Here is a 25,690-nt window from a genome sequence, read left to right as displayed (position 1 = left end):
ATGAAAAAATGGTCTGTCGTAATCCTGTATATCATCCTATTCATCCTGACATATATTTACCGTCACGAGCTTACAGCGTGGAGTCAGGGATCGCCGCCGGTCTGGCTGCTGTTTGCGCTCTCCACGCTGCTTGCTCTTTTTCCAGTGGTGCCTTATAAAATCGTGGTCGCCGCAGCGGGTTATGTCATGGGAACTTTGGGCGGAGGAACGATTATTCTATTCGGCTCAACGCTAGCAGGAGCGATCGTGTACGGAGGAGCAGCTATATTTCGAGAATCTGCTGCAAGCTGGCTGGCCCGTTTCAAGAAATTGGAGCTGTTGACGCAATTCTCAGCCAACAGACCTTTCCGAACGATCGCCATATGCCGCTTAATCCCGGTTATTCCCCAGACAGCGGTTAACATTTATGCCGGTGCAACAGGAATGTCCTTCGTCCACTTCATCCTTGGCTCACTTGTTGGCAAGCTGCCAGCCGTTTATGTTTATGCTTATGTAGGTTCTACACTAGAAGAACAACCCTTTATCGCGACATTTATCGCCGTAGCCTATTTCGTGCTCCTCATCCTTCTATTATGGGTTTGGGGATTTCGTCAAAAAAAGATATAATTAAATTTAAAAGGAAACGAAAGGAGTTCATAATGAATACAACGCCAACGTCAAACAAAGAACTAGCTACTTTTGCTGGCGGCTGTTTCTGGTGCATGGTTTCGCCCTTTGAAGAGCTACCTGGCATCTACGGCATCGTCTCCGGATATACCGGCGGACATTCGGTAAACCCAACCTATGAAGAGGTTTGCTCTAATCGTACCGGGCATTATGAAGCGGTGCAAATTACATTCGACCCCTCTGTGTTTCCTTACAGGAAGCTGCTGGAGCTATTCTGGCAGCAAATCGATCCGACCGATGAGGGCGGCCAGTTCCATGATCGGGGGGACTCGTATCGAACCGCAATCTTCTATCACACGGAGGAGCAGCGCCGGGAAGCCGAGATATCCAAATTAGCATTGGAGCAGAGCGGACGCTTTACCAACCCCATCGTAACCGCCATTCTGCCAGCCGCCCCGTTCTATGCTGCGGAGGAATATCACCAGCAGTATCACAGGAAAAATCCTGCCCATTACCGTAGATACCGCAAAGGCTCGGGACGTGAAGACTTCATCGAACGCCATTGGTCTGGCCCCATCAACAAAGAGGAGTTAAAGCAACGGCTCACTCCAATTCAATATGAAGTAACGCAGAATAACGGCACGGAAAGACCGTATACGGGTGAATATTGGGATCATGAAGGTGAGGGCATCTACGTGGACATCGTATCCGGCGAGCCGCTGTTCAGCTCAAAGGATAAATATGATGCTGGCTGCGGCTGGCCTAGCTTCACAAGACCCCTGAGATCCTACAGCATCAAAGAAAAATTGGACACGAGCCATTTCATGATTCGTACCGAAGTACGTAGCCGTGAAAGTGATTCTCATCTCGGCCACGTGTTTGAAGATGGCCCACAGCCGACCGGTCTGCGCTACTGCATCAATTCAGCTGCGCTGCGATTCATTCCCAAGGAGGAGCTGGAGCAGGAAGGCTACGGAGAATACTTGCCTTTATTTGACGAACCGCAGCATCTACAAGGCAGAGAATAACGGATCAAGTTAACGAACCTATTAATAGAACATGCGAATAGCCCCGGAAAGCGGGGCTATTTATTTGGGTTCCATAGCAAAAAAAACAGCCCGAGCTTTAAGTTAAGCTCGAGCTGTTTTCTCTTTGATTGCATATGGCACACGGAGAACTTTGGTATCTTGCTTCCCGCAATTGACGGTCCACGTGATCGTCTTGCCGGCAATCAGCACGGCCATAATCGTGAATACCGTTTCCGTGAAAGGTAAATATATCAAGGATATTCCTAATACTACGGCATCCATCAAAATAAAGACGGTGCCGATCTTCAGACCGGATCGTTCACTGATCATGAGGGACAGCATATCGTCTCCGCCCGTTGCTCCGCCCACTCGCAGTACAACGCCCGCGCCAATTCCCGTGAACACGCCCGACAACAATGCAGCGATTGGCAAATTGGCCTGCAGATTCAAGGTGAGCGGCGAGAACTGTTCGCACAGCTCATAAAATGCCGAGAATGCCAGTGATGCAAATAACGTATTAACAATAAACTTGCGTCCTTTTAAAAATAAAGCGGCAATCAATACCGGAATATCCAGCACAATGATACTCAAGGCTGGCGGCAGATCAAACAAATACTTGCCTAGCAAAGCTAGGCCTACAAATCCGCCCTCAGATAAACCGTTCTGAAAGTTGACATGATAGTACGTAAAGGCCAATAAAAACGTACCCAACAGCATCATCATTACCTGGAAGCTAATAGCCTGCCAGTTTACTCTTTTCCCCATTTCCAATCCCTCTTATCGTAGTTTGGTTAACCTTACGGCAGCACCCTACGAAGATGGTTGGTGAGGAGATCATCCTTCGCATCATTCCACGCTTCCTTCGTAGGGTGGTTAGTCAAATAACCGACATAACTACGAGAAGAAGCTAAGTGTAAGAGAGATCACAACGTTTCCAAATCGTCCTTAGGGATTTCGTCCTTCGGGAACACATGGTATCCTGATCCTTTCTTTTTTGGTTTTGTATCTATTTTTATTATAACACAGCAGCAATGATGTCAAAACAGCTCGATCTCCGATATTTATTTCCTTGAATTTTGTGATGAATATCATTGCATTTGTCAATTTGTTCACATTTTAGGGAATTTTCGTGTGACGATAATCACCTTTCATGGAGTTTCACCGCTCTATACTTGTAGAAAGTTTGAACGATAATTCAATTGGAAAGAAGGTAATGTAATGCTTGACTCCCGTACAATCGAAATCATTAAGTCCACAGTTCCGGTGTTAGAAGTACATGGCGAAACGATAACCCGCACATTTTACCAAACGATGTTCAAAAACCATCCCGAGCTGCTGAATATCTTCAATCATGCCAACCAACGTCAGGGAAAACAACCAACAGCATTGGCCAACGCTGTATATGCCGCTGCTGCAAATATCGATGCACTGGAGCGAATCCTCCCCGTCGTTCGCGGCATCGCTCATAAACACCGCGCGCTCGGTATCCTTCCAGAGCATTACCCGATTGTAGGCGAGAACCTGCTTGGCGCGATCAAGACCGTACTTGGTGAAGCAGCAACCGATGAAATTATCGAGGCTTGGAGCAAAGCTTACGGTATCATTGCCGATGTGTTTATCAGTGTAGAATCCGATATGTACGAGCATTCTGAACAGCTGCCAGGAGGATGGCGCGGCTTCCGCCGCTTTATTGTCGATCGCAAAGTCCAGGAAACCGCAGAAGCAACCTCCTTCTATCTCGTGCCTCAAGACGGTAATCCTATTGCTACCTACGAGCCTGGCCAATATATTACAGTAAAAGTAAAGCCGGAAGGGCAGGAATTCACCCACCTCCGCCACTACAGTCTGTCTACAGCTCCAGGAGCTGCCTATTACCGGATTACTGTAAAGCGCGAGGATGGCGATGCAAATCGTCCAGCGGGGATAGTATCTACCTACTTGCATCAACGGGTACAGGAAGGTGACATCCTTGAACTTAGCGCGCCTGCTGGCGATTTTACGTTGAATCAAAATTTGCAATCCCCTGTCACGCTAATCAGCGGAGGCGTCGGTCTGACACCTATGATCAGTATGCTGGAGACACTACTGCAGCATTCCGAACGCGAAATTGTGTATATACACGCCGCCCGCAGCAGGGAGCATCATATTATGAAAGAACATGTCGAGGCACTTGCCGCCGATTTTCCTCGCCTGAAATGCTATACGGTATACGAAACATCAACCGCTGACGATCTATGCGACAAGAGCGGATACATCGATGCTACTTGGCTTTCGACAATAGTGCCTTTACAATCCGACTTCTACTTCTGCGGGCCAGTACCGTTTATGCAAGCGATTTATCATGCGCTGCACGAAATGAACGTGCCCGAAGAAAATATCCATTATGAATTTTTTGGGCCTGCCGGCAGCCTGGACAGCTCCGCCTCCAACCCAAACTAAATCTGCACGACTATACCTGTTGTCCCCGCAACAGCCGATTAACCGTTTCACGTCTAATCCCGATGAGCTGCCCGATCTCTTCTTGGGTCAAATAATCAGTTAGTGGGGCCCCGTTCGCATGATGGCTAAGCCATTTTTGCAGCAGCTCCAATCGCTCGCCTGGAGTACCTACCGTAAGATGGTCTAGACGCTCTTGCATAAAACGAACCTTCTCCTGAAGCAGGCGGGCCACCTCAAGCGGCTTCTCTGGGTTCTCTTCCAGCTCGCGATACCACTCCTGGGCGGAAATGATCTCTACTTCGCTGCGAATGAGAGCGATTGCGGTGCCGTGAATTTCCTTAGGAGAAATTAGGGAATGATGCGGCACTGTTTCGCCGGGATACAAGATGTTAAACAAAACCATGTTGCCGTTCTCGTGCAGCCGCGTTACTTTAAATAAGCCGCTTTTAATATGGTATAAATACTTTCCATCGTCTCCTTGGCGAAATAAAATCTCTCCTTTATGCAGTATCATCAAAAATCGCTCCAATCGCTTTTTATAAACTCTCATAGCCATCATTATATCAAAAAATATATCCTGATCGTATTATTCCTTCTGCTAATAGACGACAATAACAAATCGCCCAGTGCCTTTAAGGCGCTGGGCTTGTTGGTATAGCCATTGCTATGGGGATGCATCTTCCGCAGATGTATCGTCCGTTTTTTGTGCAATCTTGGTTTCATGCTTATTCCGCCATGATTCGTAGCTATGCACCGCGATGCCTTCAAACGAGGAGTGTTTGTCAACTAGCGAGACGAGTTCATTTAACTCCTGCTTCACAGATGGTAATGGCTGCTCGTAAAAAGAAACTCCCGGGCCCTCCATACTCTCGTTAAGCTCAACACCAACCCAAACCTGCTTGTTCTGCTCATCCGCTTCCTCCAAAGTAGCGCGCGCCACTTCATAGATCGCTTCGGCAGCATCCCTGTAGGCCATGATTGCTACATAATCGAATTTATCCACCATCCACTGCCGCAAGTCGCGGCCTTCACCCAGCTCCTCATGTTCAATGCCATTGAGCCAAAACGGAAGTGCAGCCCCGATTTTCAGCTGATCGCGCTGGGCGCTCTCAACCCATACCCGGGCACTCTCCATCCATTGCTCAACCATCGCTTCCTGCTCGGTACTCCAGCTTGTTAATAAATAGGGCTCTACGTCAAACTGAACGCCTGCGAACCGCTCTTCTGGCCTGGACTCCTTATTATACTGTTTGACCCAGTTCAAAAAACGAGTTGCTTCCTTGCGCCGCTCGCGTAGAGCCCATTCCGGGTGACCGTTCAGGGCATGAACCTCTACTTTGGCTTTGTTGGCAGCCGCGACAAAACGCCGGTAGGAGGCGTCGTTCACTTCATTTCCAATCTGCAGAAAAATAATCGTTACGCCTTGTTCCTTGGCAAATTCAATAATATCTTCCGTATGGTTCTCCACTAGCCGAGTGTCCCAAAGCCAAGTCGCCTTCGCTTCCGGGACGGAAGGACGAAGTAGAACAACAACCAAAGCAGCAAGTAAGATAGCTGTTCCTGATATTATCATCATTAGCCCTCTATACCGTGTGTACAATGATTTGATATCCATCTCCGCCTCCGCTTCTTAATTGGGGCCAAGCCCTTCTTGATGTTTTTATCTATGCTATTATTCTGGCCTAGCCTACAACAAGTACTTCTTCTTGTTCGTCCACATGCTGCACGGAATGACCGAGCTTATAGACGTGAGGCGATTTGAATTCCTTGAATGCATTGCGTGTATCTAGAATCGGAACGCCCAGTGATACAATGGCACTGTAATCGAGGTTGGTATGATTCGTCACTAGAACCATGCAGTCATAAGTTTTGAACTTCTCGAGATCATACTCCACGCTATGCACGGTGACTCCAGCCTTATCCTTGAAGCTTGTCGCATACGGATCGTAATACTCCACGGCCGCACCGCTATCTTTATACAATTCATATACTTCAAGTCCCGGAGACTCTCTCAGATCGCCGATATCCGGTTTGTAAGCCATACCGAGAATAAGAATGTTCGATTTTTTAATAGACTTTGCATACTCATTCAAAATTTTCGATGTTTTATTAACTACATAATAAGGCATATTATCATTTGTCGATTGAGCGAGCTCAATAAACTGACTATAGAAACGGAATCCTTTTGCTTTCCACGATAGATACATCGGATCTAGCGGAATGCAATGTCCGCCGATTCCCGGACCCGGGTAGAACGGCATGAAGCCAAATGGCTTCGTCTTCGCAGCATCGATAACTTCCCATACATCGATACCCATCCGATCACACATCATTGCCATTTCATTGATAAAGGCAATGTTCACACTGCGGAATGTATTCTCGATAAGTTTGGACATTTCAGCTACCTTTGGCGACGATACAGGAACGACCGTCTCGACATATCTGCTGTATACAGCAACGCCGAGCGCTAGGCATGCCTCTGTCGTTCCGCCAATAACTTTCGGCGTATTAAACGTATTGAATTTTGAGTTCGACGGATCTACCCGCTCCGGAGAGAAGCAGAGGAAGAAGTCCTCTCCGACCACGTAGCCCATACTTTCCAATTCACGTTGGATCAGCTCTTCTGTCGTCCCTGGGTAAGTCGTGCTTTCCAGCGTGATCAGAATGCCTTTTCTCATATAACGTTTGATGTTCTCCACTACAGTTACGATATAAGAAGTGTCCGGATCCTGATTTTCGCTAAGCGGAGTCGGCACACAGATGCTGACAGCGTCTACGTCACGCAGAGCTGCATAATCGGTAGTTGGAATGAAACGTCCCGATTGCACCACTTCATTTAACGTATTGGAGGAGATATCGTGAATATAAGATTCCCCACGGTAAATCTTGTCAATTTTTCTGGAATCCAAATCAATACCTACAACCTTGAATCCTTGCTTGACCATCTCCACAGCCAGCGGCAGTCCAACATATCCAAGGCCCACGACACATAGCACAGCTTCCTTCGATTCAATAGCTTCCAACAAATTATGGTATTGTTTATTCACAGGTTTCAACCTCCGTTTATTATCTAGTATGTTTATATTTTTTCTATCTATTTTTTTTAGTTAGTGAATGCAGCGTCGAATCCGCGCGTCCAGTTCTACCGGCGAGAACGGTTTAGTAATATAGTCGTCCACGCCATTTTGGAAGCACAGACTGATCGTCTGCTCCACGCGTTGCTCAGTCAATACTACGATTTTAGGCACGTTTTTGACGTTGAGCTGTTGAATATGATGGATATAGGGCAGACCATCAATCCCATACAGGTTCAATTCAGTCAACACCAGATCAGGATTCCAGCTTTCGATAAGCTCGAGCGCAGAGATTCCATTATCGGCAACAGCCGTCTCATACCCCTGCATCTGCAAGCGGATCTGCAGAAATTCACGAACGGTAGCATCGCCTTCGACGATAAGAATACGGCTTTGCAATGAGCGTAACTCTTGTCTCGTAAAAATATGAATATCTCCAGAAGGGCTCAGTTTGGCGGACTCCTCCATTTGCTTCATTACCTGCTCGCTTAGTTCCCCTTGCTCCGGAAAACTCGATAATGTTATATGGAGATCCAACTCTCCATTCGTTTCCTGAATCCGCTGTTTAAGCAGCAAGCCTTGAAAATGCACAGCATCGAGCTGCTGTCCAGGCAGCAGAACAATATAACTTCCAGGCTCGTTGCCATTCCACATTTCAAAGGATACGCCGGGCTGAGTTTCCAAAACCCCGCGAATTTGCGTCTCTAAATAAGACGGAGCATTTGCGGAATAAATGAATAGAATTCCGCTCGCCTCTTGGGGAGACTCCTTTACATACTGCTCAATAGTTAAATACAAACTGGATTGCTGGACTTCAGTTTGCAATGCTGCCATATTTGGCATCTGAACTCCCACCTTTCTTTCATTTTGGATCAATGAGCCCTTGCCTAGGGCTAAGGCATGTCGGCTATCAACTCCCTTCCAGAACTCCTAGAATTTCTAAAGCTAAGCCGTTTTGGCTTTGCTCTCTTCCTTCCAACTGGTACGAGTCATCGTCCCCCAGGAGTTGTTATTGCGCATAAACTGAATATGACCTTGAATTCGCCATAATCCCCCAAGTTGGGCATATCCCACAAATTTCAGTGCGGAGAAGAGCAGCAGTCGGGCCAGGTCGGATACCTTCGTAAACCGCTTGAACGCAAGCTCCTCGAGGAACAGGGCGCCAATGCTAAGCAAATATCCGCTCAATATGTTGATAAGCCCGAATACGACGAGTATTCTCCAGTTCGTCATATCCATGAACGTATAACCAATCAACGCGAGCAATCCCGTAATTTTGAAATATGGATTGAGTGCTTCGAAAAAAATGTTATACGGCATGGTTAGCAAACCCATCACCTTGTATTTCGGGTTGAAGGCCATATCGTAATTCTCGATCATGTTCTTCAGGTTACCGCGTCCCCAGCGCTTTCGCTGGTTTGACAAAATACGGTAAGTGTCGGGCGCTTGCGTCCAACATACGGCTTCCGGACAGAAGGCGACCCTGTATTTCAGCTTGTTCTCTAGCATATAGCGATGCAACTTGATAATGATGTTCATATCTTCACCAGGGTATCCTCCGCGATATCCCCCTACGGCGATAACATAGTCCTTGCGGAACATTCCGAACGCTCCGGACACGATAATTAGTCCATTAATAGAACTCCAGCCGATGCGGCCGCCCAGAAACGCCTTCAAATACTCGACCGCCTGGAACATCGGCCACATTTTGCGTGGCAGCGACACTTCTTTGACCGCGCCGTTCTCGATCAGGCAGCCGTTGGCAATTCGCACGTCCCCGCCGATCGCTACCGTCTCTTCCGGATTCTCCATATACATCCGAGCCATTCGGATCAAGGCATCCTTCTCCAGCAAAGAGTCGGCATCGATGGATGAAATGAGCGGATAATGGGATAGGTTGATACCCGCATTTAGAGAATCCGCCTTTCCGCCGTTCGGCTTATCTATTACATACAGATGCGGATACTGAGGATTGTAATAGACAGCAGTAATCGGCTGGCAATCGATCGCATTCCGGATTTCCGGATTCGGAAGCGGCTCAAGACCGAATTCCTCCCGCAGCACCCCCAGCGTATTGTCACTGGAGCCGTCGTTAATGACGATCACTTCATAGGTCGGATAGTTCAAGGTCAGCAAACATTTCACGTTCTCGATGACCGTAAGCTCCTCGTTATAGGCCGGAACGAGCAAAGATACCGAAGGCACGAGCTCCGATCCGGAGAGCGTGTTGTATTTCGAATAAGCCGACCGGCGAAAAATCGTCATAATGTTGCGGAACGAGAAAGCCATGATTGTAAAGTAAATCGTATTGACCGTCATTACGTAGTAAATGGCAAACAGTCCGTAAATAAGCAATATATCTCTAAGCAGTGTAATCGCCTCCGACCGCTGCAACCTGACGAATCGGTTTGCGCTCGGTTACACCGAAATACCGTTCGTATAGCAGCTTTTTTTTGTTATAGGCGACCATTTGATCGAGTTTTTGATGCTCATTATCCTGAAGCATCGCTTTTTCGATATGGTACATCGCGGTCTCCCGCTCAACGCCCGAACCATTCATCGCAATTTGACAAAGTACCTCGAAGCCTGTCTCTCCCAGCTTCGTTAAACTCTCTGCACTGTTGTTCCTTACCCACCAATTCGCATCCTTCAGCGCATTTCGCAAGAGCGGAATACTGCCGGCAGCGTGCAGGGAGCCGAGGGATTTCGCCACGGCGGCACGTACCTCCCAGTCCTTGTCGGACATCAGATTCTTAATCGTGTCATCCTTAAGCACCGGGTTAGAGCTTAAATAAAGCTTGACGGCCTCGGCCCGAACATCCGTCTGTTCGGCTCCGACCAAACGATCCAGGGAAGGAACCACCTCTGGAATCGCCTGTCCCCACATCGCCACGAGCGCCACTTTTACGAGATCCGGATTCTCGTCATCCAACAGCTTCAGCAATAAGCGACTGGCATCAAGCTGGGTCTCCATCAAGATATCCGCGGCCATATTGTGGATCGGCTTGCCATGGCGAAGCAGGTTCTGCAGCATTTCCTTCAGCTGCTCCTCCTGCTCCGCACTTTTAGCCACTGCCCGAGCCACGACGATCGTAAGCGGAGTATAACGCTCGTTCTTCAGCATCATCAGCATCCGGGGCACGGCCTTAGCTGCGCGCATTCCGCCAAGGCGGTACGCTGCCGCAATTCGCCGTCCATAGAACAAGCTATCCAGCAGCTTGATATCTTGCTGGACAAAACCCGCATCATGGCAAAGCTTGACCAGCTTCTCACGGTACTCGCCCTTGAACTGGTCAATCCAATCGATGAATTTTTGTTGAATAACTCGTCCTTCGAGCTCATTCAGCTTGCCCGGCGGCAAAGGAAGCTCCGAGGTTCCATTCAAGTGAGATTGAATGAATTTAAAATAATCCTGATGCTTCTGTAGATATTGCTTAGTTTTTTTTACTTTGTGCAAGTGATTGAACTTTAAAATGAATAAAAGTACTATTCCAGTCCCGATCAGCCCCAGGCATACGTAAATAAAATAGATAGCCAAGGTAAGATGCGTATACATAAAGAACATTCCCCCTTCTATATACCAAACACCGGATTATTCAGGTTGATGTTCCGGCAAGCTCTCGTAATACTCTTTCAGCGCATAATAGCCGGATTTTAAATTCTCGGTGTAATTCACGGTTTCCCAAGGCGACCAAGTATATTTCGGCTGCTCCGCCAACTCGACGGCTCCATGACTGCCTGGTCCATAAACCTCCTGACTCTGACGATCCTTCATCCATGGCACGAACGTAATCCCATCGACTTCCGCCGTCGTAAACGTACGGTCTTTCTTCAGCGGGCCATAATCAATGACCTGAAGTGAACTTGGATCCGCAAAGCCGAGCAGCATCCATGGTATGCGGAGCTCTACTTCATTGCCGCTGTATTGCCATGAAGTTAGTGAACTGAAATTTGCATCATTCCGATCGGAGGTCCCCCGTACGAGACTGCCAACCGTCATATCCTTAAATGGTTGACTAAACCGAGTATCCGGCGGTGACATCGTCAGGCTGACGGCCAGCTTCCACGGCTGGAACTGCACCTTCTGCTCCTCTGTCGGTTCATCGAGCATCCAATAACCATATCGTCCATATAGACGGCGATGGAAGTCATAGTTCGGCGCCGTCCTAACTTCTGTCTCCTCATCCCGTCCGATCACAACCAAATTTTCGAGCCCATCGCTCAGCTTAATACCGGGGAGCTCCGTAATCGGCTCATTACCTCCGGGCTGCGTATGTGTCCCCAGATAAATGGGTCGGGTATCCGGATCAAAATCCTCAGCTAACGTAAGCCCTACGTACACGTAAGCCTCGTCATGCGTCACACGAAATCGTTCGATGCCAGGAGCGGGATTATTCCACGACTTGACTTCACCTTCCGGCAAAGCATCCCAATCGCTGAGCTCGCCATCGATGATAATGTCGTCTTCTTTACCCGGCCCCATGGATACGATGCCGAACAGCTTCTCGTTCGTCAGAACGTTCAGCCAATAAGAACGGCGATCCTCGGGAATTTCAAAGCGCATCGTATTCCATGTCTTCTTGAACCACTCGTCCTGCCACATGAACAATATAGCTCCGGAATAGCCCTCGTCATAAATATCTTTTGTCAAAGACACATCGATCTCCGCCTTCTCAGCATCGCTATGCCCCCCTTGATTCCGTCCACCGGGACCAATATGCGATACGCCTAAAGACGCAGGTACGCCGTACTCCGTAACCATGACCGGCATATCCTTGTAATGCTCCTTTAACTTCCGCAAATAAGCTTTGTACGTATTAAACCCGCCGTTCCCGTCAGGGATCGTCTCCAGTGTCTTATCAAGATGGAAAAAGTCCGGGTAATACGGATAAACGTGATAAGCTGCAAAATACCCTGCCTCCCAGTCCACCGGTTCGATGTGCGTAGCGTCTACGCTAACCAAATCCTCCTCGAACAATGGCTCTCCGGGATGCTCAAGCACATCCGTCGTGACCCAGTTCGTAAAGGTCATCGGATGCTGCCAGCCGTAGCCGGCTTCCAGTTCAGCCGTCTGATCGATCAGTTCAGCAAGCCAGCTCTCGAACGGACTGGCCTTCTCCAGCGCCGAGAAATGCTTGCCTTTATAAGGCGGAATTGACGATGCATAAAGCGTGTTCGTGTTGTCAACCATTTCGGGATCCCACTCCGTACCGATATGCCAGGCCATCAAATAAGGCCCTGCATTCGCTCTATACTTTCCTCCCGAAGCTCCTGGCTGCACCGGTATTTTCAAATCTCCATACACCGCTTTTACCGCTTTTTCGATTTCCTTGTGGAACGTATCTTTAATTCCAGGATTATATGCATCCTTAAGCTCGATCAATTGCTCTTCAGGCGACCAAATACCCTGAATGAAATACAATGGATCGTCTCCCTTATCCCTGTTGTATTTAACTAAGGACGTATAGAACACCGGGTTATGCACCGTATAAATACGGATTACGTTTGCGCCCATATCATCGATCTGTTTGAACCAGCGCAAATAATCCTCTTCTGTGATCGGGAATTCCCCTGGAAAATGACCAGGAACCGTAGCTCCCAAGTTGACGCCCTTCACGAAAATCTCCTGCCATTTGCCCTCGCCCTTATACTCCATAAATCGGTCCCCCGAAGTCTGGAACTTGATTTTTGCACCATTTGAAGCTTGGTAAGTTGTATGGGACGGAGGCAGGCTTGAGATGATGAGGTAAATTCCCCCGGCGATCAAAATACCGCCAAGTACAAGTAAAATAACTAGCCTTTTTCGTGCTAATGTTGTCATCGGTTTTGCTCCTGTCACCTCGCTATTTTTTTGTATGCAGGCGATTTTACCAGTACGATCCCCTCACACCTCCACTCCTCACGTATTACCTCTATCATTAACCAAGTACTCTAATAAAGTAACTAGGCTGATAGAAGCGTTTTGTATCTGGGCCCTTTCTTGTGCATTCAAAGCCTTTTAGCACGGTTTTCCCGGTTAATTCCATCATCGCCTTTAAATTACTGGACCTCTCGTCCTTATGAAAAGGACTTGAAAAACGAAGCAATACCTTGCTACATTTCCAAGTCGCTGTTTTCACAGAACACCGTGCCCCTGCCGTTCGCTCATATTAGACGCGCAACTTTTTTCGAAGTTTCGTTCTATTTTTACACCGGTTTCCATAAAGGTTACAAATTTGATACCAAAGTCTCGATGTAAAATCGCTTAACGGCGCGGTTTTTGATCATTTTTCCAATTTATGTAATCCCATCAAAAAACGTACGCTAGTCCTATTCTAGGCTCAATAGATGCCAAGTAATTTTATTCCAGTATTTCCCATGGGACTTTAAGGTCCTACAGATGACTTCTTACCCACCAATCCTGTCTAAAAAAATAACCATTTAGTTGCAAAAAATATATTATTAAGGAACTATAGCCAAGTATCCATTTTCCATAAAATTCACTTGCATAACGAACCTACGTTCGGTATATAATAGATAAACGAATATACGTTCGCATTATGGTGGTGTAATATCATGACTAACTCAATGATCGAGACAGAAGAAGATATTCAAATCATCAAAGAGTACACCTTGCTGCCTATTTTACTCGATATGCTGGCAAGGGATATCCAGGAGTTAAGCCTGCATCAGAACAAGCTAATTTATAATCTGGTTATTTTTAACCTCAAGAAGATTGAGAACAGCATTCACCTTGAACTGAAAATGCTTAGAAGCAAAATGCGCCAGTATCACATTCAAGTGCTTCATACGACGATGAATACGTTGGGGGTCGAGGTAGAATATAGGGTTCGAGGCTATATTCATCATTTCAGGATGCTGAGAAGTTTAGTAAAAGCGGAGCTAATGATTCTTCTAACAAGACTATGGGAGGCACCAAGAGATGAAGAACGCACGCGATAGAACTATTTTTTTGGCAGATTGCCAGAGCTTCTATGCCAGCATTGAGAAAGCCGATCATCCGGAATGCAAGAATAAGCCCGTGGCTGTAGCCGGCGATCCGGCCCGCCGTTCAGGAATTATCCTGGCGGCCTGCCCCATCGCCAAAAGCTTCGGAGTAACTACTGCAGAACGATTAGGTGAAGCGATTCGGAAATGTCCTGAGCTCGTCGTTATGCGTCCGCGGATGCAGCATTACATCGATGTATCGCTGATGATTACGGATATTTATCGGGAATATACCGACCTGGTCGAAATTTTCTCGATTGATGAGCAATTTCTTGACGTATCCGGAAGCCTTCATCTATTTCAAAACGATCCGCTCGTTATGGCTAAATCCATTCAGCAGAAAGTGCTAAAGCAAACTGGAGTCTGGGTTCGGATCGGCATCAGCTCTAACAAAATGCTTGCTAAGCTGGCAACGGACATTTGGGCAAAGAAAAATGAGAGCGGGCTGTATGTTCTACCCAGCGTTAACGTGCCATCCGCACTTTGGCCACAGCCGATCCCCAAAATGTTCGGAGTCGGCTCACGGATGGCCGCTCACTTCACACGGCTCGGGATGTATCAGATTGGCGATATCGCCAAAACACCTTTACCCGTGCTGAAAAATAAATTCCGCGCACGCTTCGGAAAGCAAAGCGATATTCAGGCGGAAGTGATGTGGAGAACGGCGAACGGACTGGATGATTCCCCAGTTACGCCGCGCACCTTCGACGCCGCGCCAAAATCGGTCAGCCACATGATGACGCTGCCGAGAGACTACACCGAGCCTGAGGAAATCGACACTATTTTGCTGGAGCTTGTGGAGGAAGTATGCCGAGATTGCCGGCGCAAGGGGTATATGGGACAGGTGATTACCGTCAGCTGCCTATGCAGCCCTTATGACGCGCGGATCGGTTTCTCCCGGCAAATGAAAATGCCGGATCCGACCCATCACACGAACACCGTGTATGAAGCAGCCAAGAAGCTGTTTTACCGTTATTGGAACAGCCTGCCAGTACGCCGATTAGGGATTGCGCTTAGCAATCTTGCAGCGGATAGCGGATACCAATTGACCCTTTTCGAAGATCAGGTGAAATTTCGTGCACTGGATCGAGTGACCGATCAGATCAAAGACCGCTATGGTAGTGCAGCTATAGTCCGGGCCTCCTCATTAACGACATCAGGGCAAGCAAGAGAACGGGCACGCAAGATTGGAGGACACTATAAATGAGTAAAAAGCTTACAGGCAACGGCCTATGGGAATCAAGCCGGATGATGCTTCCTCAGCACAAGGAACAGTCCGTATTGACTAGGCGTGAATCCGGGACAAATTCGGCAGCAAACGATTCAGCGATTCCAGCCCCTTTTCCCCCAACAGCCAAAGACATGGAAGCCATCAGAAGATACATCGTTCTGCCTGTCGCCCTCCAAGTCGTCGAGAAGAAGAAGCGGGAGGTTGAAATGTCATCCCAGACCTTCAGATCCCTTTATGCCGTGGCGACGAATGTGCTCGCCCAACATATCAGAGAGGATATGCAGCGTTGCCGAAAATCGCTGGTCGAGCAGCAAATCCGCATTTTCGAGCCATCGATGGACGGCCTGGACGTTCATTACCGCTTCATCTGCCGCGGAGCTGAAAATGGGTTTACGATGACGAAGGATTTTTTAAAATCCCAGGTCAGCCTGACGATTGGACAATACACGAATAATTTGATCGCGATTCTGCGCGGAACAAAAAGCCGGTAATCCGATCCTTTTTACGGGCTGAATCCATAGGATACCTGTCCAATTCATCCTCCCTTCTTAAGCATATGTATAATGGTATATTCACCATCAACTCCCCATTTGAAGTGGAGGTGAGGATTATACTTGTACAACAATATACGTTATCACCGAACACCCCCTACTCTACCTTATACTACATGGCAAGAAGCGCCCGCCCTGGACCGGCCGTTATGATCGTTGCAGGCATACACGGCAATGAAACCGCCAGCATTCAGGCCGCCAACAAGCTCGTCCGCATGATCGGCAAAGATCAGCTGCTGATTCATAAAGGCAGTCTAATGATCGTGCCTATCGTCAATAAAAAAGCATATCGCCAGCGTATTCGCGGTGTGCCGGATTTGAATCGCACCTTTCCCCGGAAAGCAGGCCAAGCGGCGAAGCATCCGTTGTCCGCAGCGTTGTTTGAAGCCGCAAAACGCTATCGTCCGTCCTGGTACTTGGATCTCCATGAAGCAAATGGACTGTCGCAGCGCAATGCCAAAGTGCTGGGCCAGACGCTGATCACCAATCCGGGCAGCCCTGCCGTGCCTGCTGCCCGAAAGGTCATCAAAACCATTAATCGCAGCATCGCCAACCATTCCCATTACTTTAACCTTCGGCTGCATGAACTCCCCGGCTCTTCCCGCACCGCCGCGGCCCGCATTTTGGGAGCCAGGGCAGTTACCATAGAAACGGGCTGGAGCCTTCCTTTTTCAACCCGTGTGCAATATCAAATCGACATTGTGCGCCGCTTTCTCAGCGAAGCTGAACTAATGAAAGGCTAGCATTCTGAGTATAGGACTGTCATACTTCTATCAAGTAAACAGATGAAAAGGTAACTTTAACCGGGTATCGCTCATGCCGAGCGCACTTTAAAAAAGATGACTTCTGAATTCATCAGAAGTCATCTTTTGGCTGCCTAAACCAGATTATGATTTGAAATGGACGGACTTGTTTAAAATATTTGCCCTTTTAGCCATGTAGAATCCCCTCCAAGTTCTGAGTATCTACTTAAAGGGGATAATACCAGCTTGAAAATAGACGAATGAATGATTCCATGCTTTACAGGCTTACCTAAACATCCCCCACAATTTAATTAAATGAAGCGTATTGCGCGGGTCAATCCTTTGAGCGATAACAAACTGAACGATCTGCTCCTCCTGTACACTTGTCAATCGTTCGTTCAGGATCGATGATGCTGATTTAACCAAGCGTCTCACCTTGCTCCGATCCTGCAAATCCGCTTTCGTGAGGCCATCAACGAGACCCTTAATGCGTTCCTTTACGGCCGGATTTTTCATTTTCAGCTTAATGCGCTCCACTAGTTGCGGACTAATCCCATATTGCTGATAACTCAAGACTGCACACCTCCCGTCACATACTATCCCACTAATATATGACGGATAGGATGTACATGTTGCTCTGCTTCTAATCAGAACATCCATTAAGATTTTATTTTAGGAAGGAAATCGCTTCGTGCGTTTGTCCCAGTCTAGCTATGGTCGCTTCAAATTGCGTAGATGCATAAGCAAAAAACAGTATATCGATGACGACGAGCTGCGCAAGCCGGGAACCAGTAGCTCCACTGCGCAGCGTAGCTTCCGGTGCAAGTGGCGTATACAGCATGCTATCTGCTAATTCGGATACTTTATGATTTCCGAACCGGGATATACCGATGCTGTGCACCCCATACTGCTTCGCCACTCGAAACAACTGAACAACTTCCTTCGTATTTCCGCTATAAGAAACACCCATAAACAACGCATCGGCAGGAGCGCTTGCCAATGCGGCAGCAAGCAAATGTCCGTCCTGCAGCGCTGAGGCCTGTTTACCAAGGCGAAGCCATTTCTGGGCGGCATCCGCTGCAACAATCCCGGAAGCTCCGACTCCGTACATGTAAATGACGGGGGCTTTGCGGAAAAGGCCGACGACCTTTTCAATCAGTTCCGGCTGCAGATGCAGTACCGTATCCTGAATAGCCTGCAGACTGTTGGCCACCGTTTTTTGAATCACATTATGCACTGTCTCGCCGCGCTCAATATCATAATAGCCCGGCTTCTGCAGCTTGGCATTATCTACCGAAAGCCGCACCTTCAAGTCCGGAAAGCCAGTTAAACCGAGGGAGCGGCACAGACGTGTAATCGCCGCCGCACTCGTCCCTGCCTTTTCCGCCATGGCATGAATGCTCAGCTTCGAAACTTCCTCTGGCGCATCCAAAATATATTGAGCCGCCTTCCGTTCAGATTCCGGCAGTTGCGGCAGCATAGCCTCGATTTGCACTACGATGCTTCCCGTCACTCGTCATCTCCCCTGTCCATGATTCTCTTACTTATTATGCTCTACAAGCATCTGCTTTGTAAAACCGAAGAAATAAGTAAGCAAAAACCCCGCGGTATAGGATATGAGCAGCCCGGCTAAATAAGCCAATACCGTCATACCAAAATCCATCGGCCCTTTCATCAGCGGAATAAGAACGAGGCCAGATGGACCGATCGCCACAGAGCCAATGAACCGTTCCGACATGGCGAACAGCCCAAGCAGCGCTCCGCCAAATCCTCCGCCCCCTCTACCGCTTTGATAAAAGCACTGGTTCCCCCAGCAATCAAACCTATGACTTGCTCCGGAGAAATCCCGAAGGTCGGCGGACATTCCACCGCATCCAATAGTCCAATTCTCCCACTCGTGCCTGCCCCCATATAAATGAGCCGCCCCCCACTACGTAGTGCTTTCGTAATCGCCCGAACCGCTTTAGCAATCTGGGGAATTTGCTGCTTCACCGCTCCTGCTATTTTGGCGTCCTCCTCATTCATGACCATCAACAGCTCTTCTATATTCATGCGATCCAAGTGCATCGTTCGTTCATTTCGGGTTTCCGTAGTTAATTTATCCAACATAAATCCTCCCACCTCCTAATTCATTTTGAAATCGCTTTCTTTATTAACATTATATCTCCTTTGATACTTAATATCAATATATAATTATATATATAAAATATTATTTCAAAACTTACCCCTACCCCTTCATATGGGCAAAAAAATGCCCTCCGTAAACTTGAAAATCAGCTTACGGAAGGCATTGCTCGTATTGGCCTATGTGACCATCGCTATAACTAAGCCATGGCTATGTCTCGCGTCAATCGATCAGCTCGCCTTGAAACACCTGTTCCCGCTGCAAGTATCCACGCAGCGGCTCATACTGCGGCGACGTCCAAAATGACGCGTCGCCGACCAACTGGGCGGCATCGTCCCGCGCCGCCTCCAACACCGCGAAATCGCTGACCATGTCCGCGATTCGGAATTCCGGCACCCCGCTCTGCTTGGTGCCAAAAAAATCCCCGGGACCGCGCAGCTCCAGGTCCCGTCGGGCCACTTCGAAGCCGTCGTCCGTCTCGGTCATGACCTTCATTCGTTCCTGACCAACCTCCGACTTCGGCTCGGCGATGAGCACGCAATACGAAGCGTGCTCCCCCCGACCAACCCGGCCGCGCAGCTGGTGCAGCTGCGACAGGCCGAAGCGATCCGCGTCCATAACGATCATCAGCGTCGCGTTCGGCACATCGACGCCGACCTCAACCACGGTCGTCGAAACGAGCAGCTGCACCTCATTGTCATAGAACGAACGCATAACCTCATCCTTCTCAGCCGCGGTCATCCGCCCATGCAGCAGTCCGACGTTGAGGTTCGGGAACGCCTGCTGCATCGATACATGCAGATCGATGGCATTCTGCACGTCCAGCTTCTCGGACTCCTCAATCAGCGGGCAGATCAAGTAAGCCTGCCTACCCGCGGATACCTCGCGCTGGATGAACCCGAGCACCCGATCCATCATATGGTGCTTCACCCAATAGGTCGAAATCGGCTTGCGCCCCTTCGGCCGCTCCGACAGCGTGGACACGTCCATATCACCGAAGGCCGTAATCGCCAGTGTCCGGGGAATCGGGGTGGCCGTCATCGTCAGCACGTCCGGGTTGAAGCCTTTACGCCGCAATATGCTGCGCTGGTTGACGCCAAATCGATGCTGCTCATCAGTCACAACGAGGCTGAGCGAGCGGAAGAACACATCCTCCTGAATAAGCGCATGAGTGCCAACCACGATATCCGTCAGCCCCATCTGCATCGAAGCGATCAAATCCTTACGCTTGCGTCCAGTTACACTTCCTGTAAGTAAACCAACAGTAATACCAAAGGGCTCAAACAATCGGGACAATGAGCGCATATGCTGTTCCGCCAATATTTCGGTCGGCACCATAAACGCGCCCTGATGGCCCGATTTGACGGCCGCATATAGCGCGATGGCTGCCACGACCGTTTTGCCGGAGCCTACGTCCCCTTGGAGCAGTCGATTCATACAAAATGGCGAACGCATATCCTGCAATATCTCCAGCTCCACTTTCTTCTGCGCATCCGTCAGTTCGAAGGGAAGGCTGCGAACGAACTCGCGGATCGTCGCATTATCGACCTCATGCTTGACTCCATCCATCCGTTCATGATTCATCGCCCGATAGGCCTGCAGCTTCAGTTGAAACAGGAACAGCTCTTCATAGACCATGCGCCGCCGCGCCTGCTGGCCTTCCTCACTATCCTGAGGCTGATGAATGCGCCAAATCGCCTGCCGCCTCGGCATCAATGAATACTTCTTTAGAAGCTCCGGCGGCAAAATTTCCGGAATCATCTCCCCATATTGCTGCAAAGCCTGACCAATCGTCTTGCGCATCCAATTCTGCGTAATTTTCCCGCCTACCGAATATACCGGCTGCAGGCTCCCGCTACGCAGCGTACCGCGGTCGGGAAATTCCGATTCCGATACCGTCAACTGGCTGCGCCGCTGATCCCATTTGCCCGTGAGCACGATTTCACGCCCCGCCGTCAGCTGATCCTTCAAAAAGTGGCGGTTAAACCACGTGGCCGTGAACATCCAATCCTCAGCAACCATTTTGCACGTCAGCCTCGACTTTCGGCCATAGCGCTGCAATACGGGCATCCCCATAATTTTGGCTTGAACGGTAATCCGATCCCCGTCCTTGACCTCCGCCAACGAGCGCAGCCGATAGTCCTCGTACCGAAACGGATAATACTCCATTAAATCATTTACCGTAAAGACGCCAAAGGCGTGAAGCTCTCCCTCTTTGAGAGCACTCACGCCGTTCACTTGCTTAACTCGAATTTCATTCAAATCCAAACTCATTCAAATCCCTCGCTTCAAGCCGGCCATACGAAAATAGCTACCGCTCCCGGGCCGGTATGTGAGCCTACGACGGCACCGATGTTCGTCCGTACCACCTCGTGCAGTGTAAAGTGCTGGGAAAGCAAAGCAACAAACTCCTGCCCAAGCTCCGGATTCACAGCGTCGCAAACCGCAACATTCAAATCCTTGTGATTACCAAAATCGTTCACAAACAGCTCAATGACCCGCGACACAGCCTTCTTGCGGCCTCTCGCTTTATCCACCGCGTAGATAATGCCCTCTTGATCAACAGACAGAATCGGCTTAATGTTCAGCAGCGTGCCTAGAATAGCTGCTGCCTTGCCAATCCGCCCGCCCTTCTGCAAGTACTCCAGCGTATCAACCAGGAAATACAGCCTGCGGCTGCGGCCAAGGCGTTCTAATTCTGATTTAATCTCTTCTACGGAAGCCCCCTTCCGCGCCAGCCTTGCGGCTTCAACCACTTGAAGGCCAAAACCATAGGAAGCGCACAGAGAGTCGATGACAGTAATGTCCAGATCCGTGGCCATCTCTTCCTCCAACATCGTCTTCGCCAGCAAAGCTGACTGGTACGTTCCGCTCATGCCGGAAGAAATATGAATGGATACGATCGGCGAGCCCGGATTGGCTTCCAGCAAATTACGGTAGACCTCAGCATACTGGGACGGCGATGTCTGGGAGCTCTTCGGCAGCTCACGAGACTTTGTCAGCTTATCATAGAACTCTTCCGCCGTGATGTCGATCCCTTCCAAAAAAGATTCCTCGCCAAACGCAAGACGCATCGGTACGATTTGAATGCCGTACTCCACTGCCGTAGATTTCGGCACATCAGCCGTACTATCAGCAACGATGACAACCTGGCTCATGAGTCCCCCATCCTTTCAACTCTGTTGCCATTCCTAGGCAAAATCTAAGATTCTACAGAGAATAAATAATAATATATCGGCTGTCCGCCATTATGGGTTTCCACTTCAACGTCCGGATAAGTCTCATGAATCCATGAAACCAGTGCATTCGTCATCTCGGGTGCAGCTTCCTCCCCGACAAGAACCGTTACGATCTCGTCGCCGTCCTCCAGCATTCTAGCAAGCAGAGCCTGACTCGTCTCCAGCAGCCCCTCTTCCGTTGCTACGATTTTAGAGTCGGCAATACCGATGTAATGTCCGGCTGTGATCTCCAGATCATCGAACACCGTATCGCGCACGGCATAAGTAACCTGCCCCGTCTTCACATGCAGCACAGCATTCATCATGCTGTCGCTGTTCGACCCAACGCTTTCTTCTTCCTGGAACGCGAATGCAGCTGCAATTCCCTGCGGGATACTCTTGCTTGGAATGACCGTAACCTCGCGCTCGCCCTCCAGCAGATCACGCGCTTGTTGGGCAGCAAGTACAATATTCGAATTATTCGGCAGAATAAACACATGCTGGGCCGAAATTGAATGAATCGCCTTCACGAAATCCTCTGTGCTCGGATTCATTGTTTGTCCCCCGGACAAAACGACATCGACCCCTAGGCTCGTAAAAATATCGGAGATGCCTTGCCCTGATGCTACAGCGATAAAACCGTAAGGTGCCAACTCATCTGCAGGCATCTCGGCACGTTCGGCCTGACGCAAGCTCTCCGCCGGTATATCGGCGAACAATTCCGGCATCGGAGCTGCATCCATTCCCGCCGATAGCAGGTCGCGATGCTGTTCGCGCATATTCAAAATTTGAATTTGCGTAATCTCGCCATAATTCAGAGCTAAATTCAGCACCTCTCCTGGCGCTTTGGAATGCACATGCACCTTGATCACTTCATCATCCGCAATAACTATAATAGAATCTCCATTTTTCGACAGCGCTTCTCGGAACTGATCTTCATTAAATGGCGTGTCTTTAGCCTCACCAAGCATTCGATTGATGAAAAACTCCATATCATATAAAAACTCGATGTCCTCGGTCTCCAATCTCGCCTGAGCGGAAATTGGAGCATTCGACGTAATTCGAGGCGCCGCGGGAGCCGATGATGTGACAGATACAGCTTGTCCCTGTTCAGGTGCTGCCGTTGGTATGATTCCGTTTGTTAATATTTGCAAAAATCCTTCATAAATATATACGAGTCCCTGTCCACCGGAATCTACGACACCGACCTGCTTCAAAACAGGCAGCAGTTCAGGAGTATAAGCGAGTGCCTCTTTGGCTTTAGCCAGCACCTCCGTCATCAGCTCTGTAATATCCGTCGTCCGTCTGGCATAGAATACGGCATGCTTGGCCGCTTCCTTAGCGACGGTGAGGATCGTGCCTTCTACCGGTTTAACAACAGCTTTATAAGCCGTATCCACTCCGCTCTGAAGCGCAGCAGCAAAATGGATGGTATTCAGCTCTTCATAAGAAGCAGCATAGCGGGCAAAGCCGCGGAATAACTGGGATAAAATAACGCCCGAGTTCCCGCGCGCGCCCATTAGCAATCCCTTGGATAGCACGCCTGCCCGGCTGCCTACGCCTCCAGTACCATTGTTCTTCAGTTCAGTTACGCCTGCAGTCATCGTCAAATTCATGTTCGTTCCGGTGTCTCCATCGGGAACCGGAAACACGTTCAAGGCGTTGACATGCTCGGCATGCTGGTGAAGCCTCTCCGCCCCGGCTAGTACCATAGCGGCAAAATCTGTTCCATTCAGAGAACGCTTACTCAATGAAAATTCCCCTTCCTAGCTTGATACACGTACGTCTTGTACCGAGATGTTGACATACGCAACTTCTAGTCCAATGACTTCGGTTAGTACATATTTCACTTTTTGTTGTATGTTGTGTGCGACCTCGGAAATTTTCGTGCCATAACTTACTATAATATAAAGATGAATCGACAATTGATTATTCTCCAGGTTCACTTCCACACCACGGGCCAAGTTCTCTCGCCCAATCCATTCGGCGAAGCCGTCCTTGAATTGTTTGCGACTTGCCATACCTACCAATCCATAACATTCCATGGCGGCAGATCCGGCAATTTCCGCTATAGCTTCATCGGATATATGTATTGTCCCATACTCCGTATTCAGTTCAATAGCCATTTCCGACTCTCCCCTTCCCTAAAATTATTATGGACTAATCAACATTGTACTATAAGAAGAAAGAGAAATAAATAAAAGAAGAGCAATGAAGCCAGAAATAAAGTGAAGTCACTGGTTGACGCCGCTTTTTTTACTGTGATATTATAGATAAGTGTTGTTTTTAAGAGGTTGTTATTAGGAGGTGTAATCAATGTCTCGCAAATGTTATGTGACAGGCAAGAGCCCAAGCACGGGCAACAATGTATCCCACGCCAACAATCACAATAAGCGTACTTGGGGCGTAAACGTACAAAAAGTCCGTATTCTTGTAGACGGGAAACCAAAACGCGTATACGTTAGCACACGGGCTTTGAAATCCGGTAAAGTAACCCGCGCGTAGGGGTTGTAATAAGTATATAAGCAAAAAGCACCTTGTCATTCGAGGTGCTTTTTTTGTGGATTATAGAATTAATAAACCCTCAGCACAGTTGAATCATTCTATAATCGCAAGAAAAACTACCGCCAAACGCGGTCTGGCTCCGTAGAAGAGGTACGTCGAAATTGTCTTTTGTCCCACTGCCTGCTCTGCCTAGCAAGAAACGCCCACGATCAGCGGATTTGGCCGCGTCCTTCCCGCATTAGCCTTCGGGACGAAGTCCCTCCCCTAATTTTTCTGAAATGTGTTCAATACCGCTTTGACGAATCCACCCAAAAACTTAGGCAGCTTGAATGTATAAAATTTCATCCTTCACCCTCCCCATCATTCTCATGCCTTCACCTGTAGTCTATGTTCCAAGTCTGCTTCCCGTGTATTAAGGACACAAAAAAAGGCTACATGAGAACCCTGCTCATGTAACCCATTGTATGCGAAACAGCCCATCCCTATACCAACCTGACAAGATGATTCGCTAGCAACAGTTTACTTCAAACTATCACGAATTTCCGCTATCGCTTCAGCCCGATCCTCTCGGCCAAACACGGCACTTCCAGCGACAAGCACGTCCGCTCCGGCCTCTACAACGAGTGGAGCCGTAGCGGCGGTAATTCCTCCATCTACTTCAATATGCAGCCCCGTTAATCCCAGCTGCTCTCTCCACTCAGCGATCTGCGATATTTTGCGAAGTGTCCCCGGTATAAATGCTTGTCCCCCAAACCCTGGATTCACCGTCATCACAAGAACGAGATCGAGATCCTCAATAACTTCACGAACTGCCAGCGCTGGCGTAGCTGGATTAATCGCCACACCAGCTTTCACACCCAGCTTCTTAATTTGCTGGATGACGCTGTGCAGATGTACGCAGGCTTCAGCATGTACGGTGATCAAATTCGCCCCGGCCTTCGCAAAAGCGGCAATATACCGCTCCGGATGCTCGATCATCAAATGTACGTCCAGCAACAGTTTCGTATGAGGAGCTACGGCTTCCAGTACTAGCGGACCAAACGTTATATTGGGTACAAAATGTCCGTCCATTACGTCGACATGGAGCCAGTCAGCGCCGCTTCGCTCTACCTCAGCGACTTCCAGAGCCAATTTCCCAAAATCTGCAGACAAAATAGACGGTGCTATGTTGATTTTCGTCATG

The 25,690-nt window shown here is 48.8% G+C and carries 24 protein-coding genes and 1 pseudogene; 8 read left to right on the top strand and 17 right to left on the bottom strand.

Annotated elements, in window-relative coordinates; all coding sequences use genetic code 11:
* A complete protein-coding gene (locus tag EIM92_RS13350) occupies positions 1-606 on the top strand; it encodes a TVP38/TMEM64 family protein (protein WP_164515100.1) in 606 nt (201 codons plus the stop codon).
* Positions 607-638: 32 nt separating this feature from the next.
* Complete coding sequence (gene msrB / locus EIM92_RS13345; RefSeq protein ID WP_125083053.1) at positions 639-1,634, top strand: peptide-methionine (R)-S-oxide reductase MsrB; 996 nt, start codon at positions 639-641, stop codon at positions 1,632-1,634.
* Positions 1,635-1,736: 102 nt separating this feature from the next.
* Here the strand turns inward: msrB and EIM92_RS13340 are convergent, their stop codons facing one another.
* Positions 1,737-2,399, bottom strand: a complete 663-nt coding sequence (locus tag EIM92_RS13340; protein WP_125083052.1) for a YitT family protein — start codon at positions 2,397-2,399, stop codon at positions 1,737-1,739.
* Between the two features lie 453 nt (positions 2,400-2,852).
* Between EIM92_RS13340 and hmpA the strand changes: the two genes are divergently transcribed.
* The gene (hmpA, locus tag EIM92_RS13335; RefSeq protein ID WP_125083051.1) at positions 2,853-4,073 is read left to right on the top strand and encodes an NO-inducible flavohemoprotein; all 1,221 of its coding nucleotides are present in this window, start codon (positions 2,853-2,855) and stop codon (positions 4,071-4,073) included.
* A 10-nt stretch (positions 4,074-4,083) separates the two neighbouring features.
* Here hmpA and EIM92_RS13330 read toward each other — a convergent pair whose 3' ends face one another.
* The 7 genes from EIM92_RS13330 to EIM92_RS13300 all read right to left on the bottom strand — a co-directional run bounded on the left by EIM92_RS13330 (position 4,084) and on the right by EIM92_RS13300 (position 12,968).
* Entirely contained in the window at positions 4,084-4,587 is a 504-nt protein-coding gene (locus EIM92_RS13330; RefSeq protein ID WP_125083050.1) for a Crp/Fnr family transcriptional regulator, read from the bottom strand.
* 150 nt (positions 4,588-4,737) lie between these two features.
* Positions 4,738-5,688, bottom strand: coding sequence for a hypothetical protein (locus EIM92_RS13325; RefSeq protein ID WP_125083049.1), 951 nt, complete (start codon positions 5,686-5,688; stop codon positions 4,738-4,740).
* Between the two features lie 67 nt (positions 5,689-5,755).
* Entirely contained in the window at positions 5,756-7,120 is a 1,365-nt protein-coding gene (locus EIM92_RS13320) for a nucleotide sugar dehydrogenase (protein WP_125083048.1), read from the bottom strand.
* 60 nt (positions 7,121-7,180) lie between these two features.
* Positions 7,181-7,990: a response regulator transcription factor gene (locus tag EIM92_RS13315; protein WP_125083047.1), complete on the bottom strand. Its 810-nt coding sequence runs from the start codon at positions 7,988-7,990 to the stop codon at positions 7,181-7,183.
* Positions 7,991-8,092: 102 nt separating this feature from the next.
* Complete coding sequence (locus tag EIM92_RS13310; protein ID WP_211344472.1) at positions 8,093-9,466, bottom strand: glycosyltransferase family 2 protein; 1,374 nt, start codon at positions 9,464-9,466, stop codon at positions 8,093-8,095.
* A 43-nt stretch (positions 9,467-9,509) separates the two neighbouring features.
* The gene (locus EIM92_RS13305) at positions 9,510-10,703 is read right to left on the bottom strand and encodes a HEAT repeat domain-containing protein (RefSeq protein ID WP_125083046.1); all 1,194 of its coding nucleotides are present in this window, start codon (positions 10,701-10,703) and stop codon (positions 9,510-9,512) included.
* A 36-nt stretch (positions 10,704-10,739) separates the two neighbouring features.
* On the bottom strand, positions 10,740-12,968 hold the full coding sequence (locus EIM92_RS13300; RefSeq protein WP_125083045.1) for a glycoside hydrolase family 5 protein: 2,229 nt from the start codon (positions 12,966-12,968) through the stop codon (positions 10,740-10,742).
* Between the two features lie 734 nt (positions 12,969-13,702).
* On the opposite strand from EIM92_RS13300, the gene EIM92_RS13295 reads away from it, so the two are divergent.
* The 4 genes from EIM92_RS13295 (at position 13,703) to EIM92_RS13280 (ending at position 16,659) form a co-directional block, all read left to right on the top strand.
* On the top strand, positions 13,703-14,089 hold the full coding sequence (locus EIM92_RS13295; protein ID WP_125083044.1) for a YhjD family protein: 387 nt from the start codon (positions 13,703-13,705) through the stop codon (positions 14,087-14,089).
* Positions 14,070-15,341 carry a DNA polymerase IV gene (locus EIM92_RS13290; protein ID WP_125083043.1) on the top strand — a complete coding sequence of 424 codons (1,272 nt, stop codon included), beginning with the start codon at positions 14,070-14,072 and terminating at the stop codon, positions 15,339-15,341. The genes EIM92_RS13295 and EIM92_RS13290 overlap by 20 nt, the downstream gene beginning before the upstream one ends.
* Positions 15,338-15,856 carry a YhjD family protein gene (locus EIM92_RS23920; RefSeq protein ID WP_211344368.1) on the top strand — a complete coding sequence of 173 codons (519 nt, stop codon included), beginning with the start codon at positions 15,338-15,340 and terminating at the stop codon, positions 15,854-15,856. Before EIM92_RS13290 ends, EIM92_RS23920 begins: the two co-directional genes overlap by 4 nt.
* Positions 15,857-15,975: 119 nt before the next feature.
* A complete protein-coding gene (locus tag EIM92_RS13280; RefSeq protein ID WP_125085173.1) occupies positions 15,976-16,659 on the top strand; it encodes a succinylglutamate desuccinylase/aspartoacylase family protein in 684 nt (227 codons plus the stop codon).
* A 285-nt stretch (positions 16,660-16,944) separates the two neighbouring features.
* Here EIM92_RS13280 and EIM92_RS13275 read toward each other — a convergent pair whose 3' ends face one another.
* The 7 genes and pseudogenes from EIM92_RS13275 to EIM92_RS13240 all read right to left on the bottom strand — a co-directional run bounded on the left by EIM92_RS13275 (position 16,945) and on the right by EIM92_RS13240 (position 24,128).
* Entirely contained in the window at positions 16,945-17,232 is a 288-nt protein-coding gene (locus EIM92_RS13275; protein ID WP_125083042.1) for a stage VI sporulation protein F, read from the bottom strand.
* Positions 17,233-17,326: 94 nt separating this feature from the next.
* On the bottom strand, positions 17,327-18,172 hold the full coding sequence (locus tag EIM92_RS13270; RefSeq protein ID WP_125083041.1) for a MurR/RpiR family transcriptional regulator: 846 nt from the start codon (positions 18,170-18,172) through the stop codon (positions 17,327-17,329).
* Between the two features lie 245 nt (positions 18,173-18,417).
* Positions 18,418-18,768, bottom strand: a pseudogene (locus EIM92_RS13260) (N-acetylmuramic acid 6-phosphate etherase); the annotation flags it as partial.
* Between the two features lie 238 nt (positions 18,769-19,006).
* Positions 19,007-21,058, bottom strand: a complete 2,052-nt coding sequence (gene recG / locus EIM92_RS13255; protein WP_125083040.1) for an ATP-dependent DNA helicase RecG — start codon at positions 21,056-21,058, stop codon at positions 19,007-19,009.
* A 14-nt stretch (positions 21,059-21,072) separates the two neighbouring features.
* Entirely contained in the window at positions 21,073-21,942 is an 870-nt protein-coding gene (locus tag EIM92_RS13250) for a DegV family protein (RefSeq protein WP_125083039.1), read from the bottom strand.
* Positions 21,943-21,986: 44 nt separating this feature from the next.
* Complete coding sequence (locus EIM92_RS13245) at positions 21,987-23,753, bottom strand: DAK2 domain-containing protein (RefSeq protein ID WP_125083038.1); 1,767 nt, start codon at positions 23,751-23,753, stop codon at positions 21,987-21,989.
* Between the two features lie 15 nt (positions 23,754-23,768).
* Positions 23,769-24,128 carry an Asp23/Gls24 family envelope stress response protein gene (locus EIM92_RS13240; protein ID WP_125083037.1) on the bottom strand — a complete coding sequence of 120 codons (360 nt, stop codon included), beginning with the start codon at positions 24,126-24,128 and terminating at the stop codon, positions 23,769-23,771.
* Between the two features lie 190 nt (positions 24,129-24,318).
* Between EIM92_RS13240 and rpmB the strand changes: the two genes are divergently transcribed.
* Positions 24,319-24,507, top strand: coding sequence for a 50S ribosomal protein L28 (gene rpmB, locus EIM92_RS13235; protein ID WP_110932284.1), 189 nt, complete (start codon positions 24,319-24,321; stop codon positions 24,505-24,507).
* 264 nt (positions 24,508-24,771) lie between these two features.
* Here rpmB and spoVM read toward each other — a convergent pair whose 3' ends face one another.
* Both spoVM and rpe read right to left on the bottom strand, forming a co-directional pair.
* Entirely contained in the window at positions 24,772-24,852 is an 81-nt protein-coding gene (spoVM, locus tag EIM92_RS13230) for a stage V sporulation protein SpoVM (protein ID WP_055107596.1), read from the bottom strand.
* Between the two features lie 174 nt (positions 24,853-25,026).
* Positions 25,027-25,689, bottom strand: coding sequence for a ribulose-phosphate 3-epimerase (gene rpe, locus EIM92_RS13225; protein ID WP_125083036.1), 663 nt, complete (start codon positions 25,687-25,689; stop codon positions 25,027-25,029).
* Position 25,690: the final 1 nt, after the last annotated feature.

It is taken from the genome of Paenibacillus lentus, from assembly GCF_003931855.1.
GTDB classification, from domain to species: Bacteria; Bacillota; Bacilli; order Paenibacillales; family Paenibacillaceae; genus Fontibacillus; species Fontibacillus lentus.
Note: the sequence above shows the minus strand (reverse complement) of the source record. Positions and strands in the feature narration are given on the sequence as shown.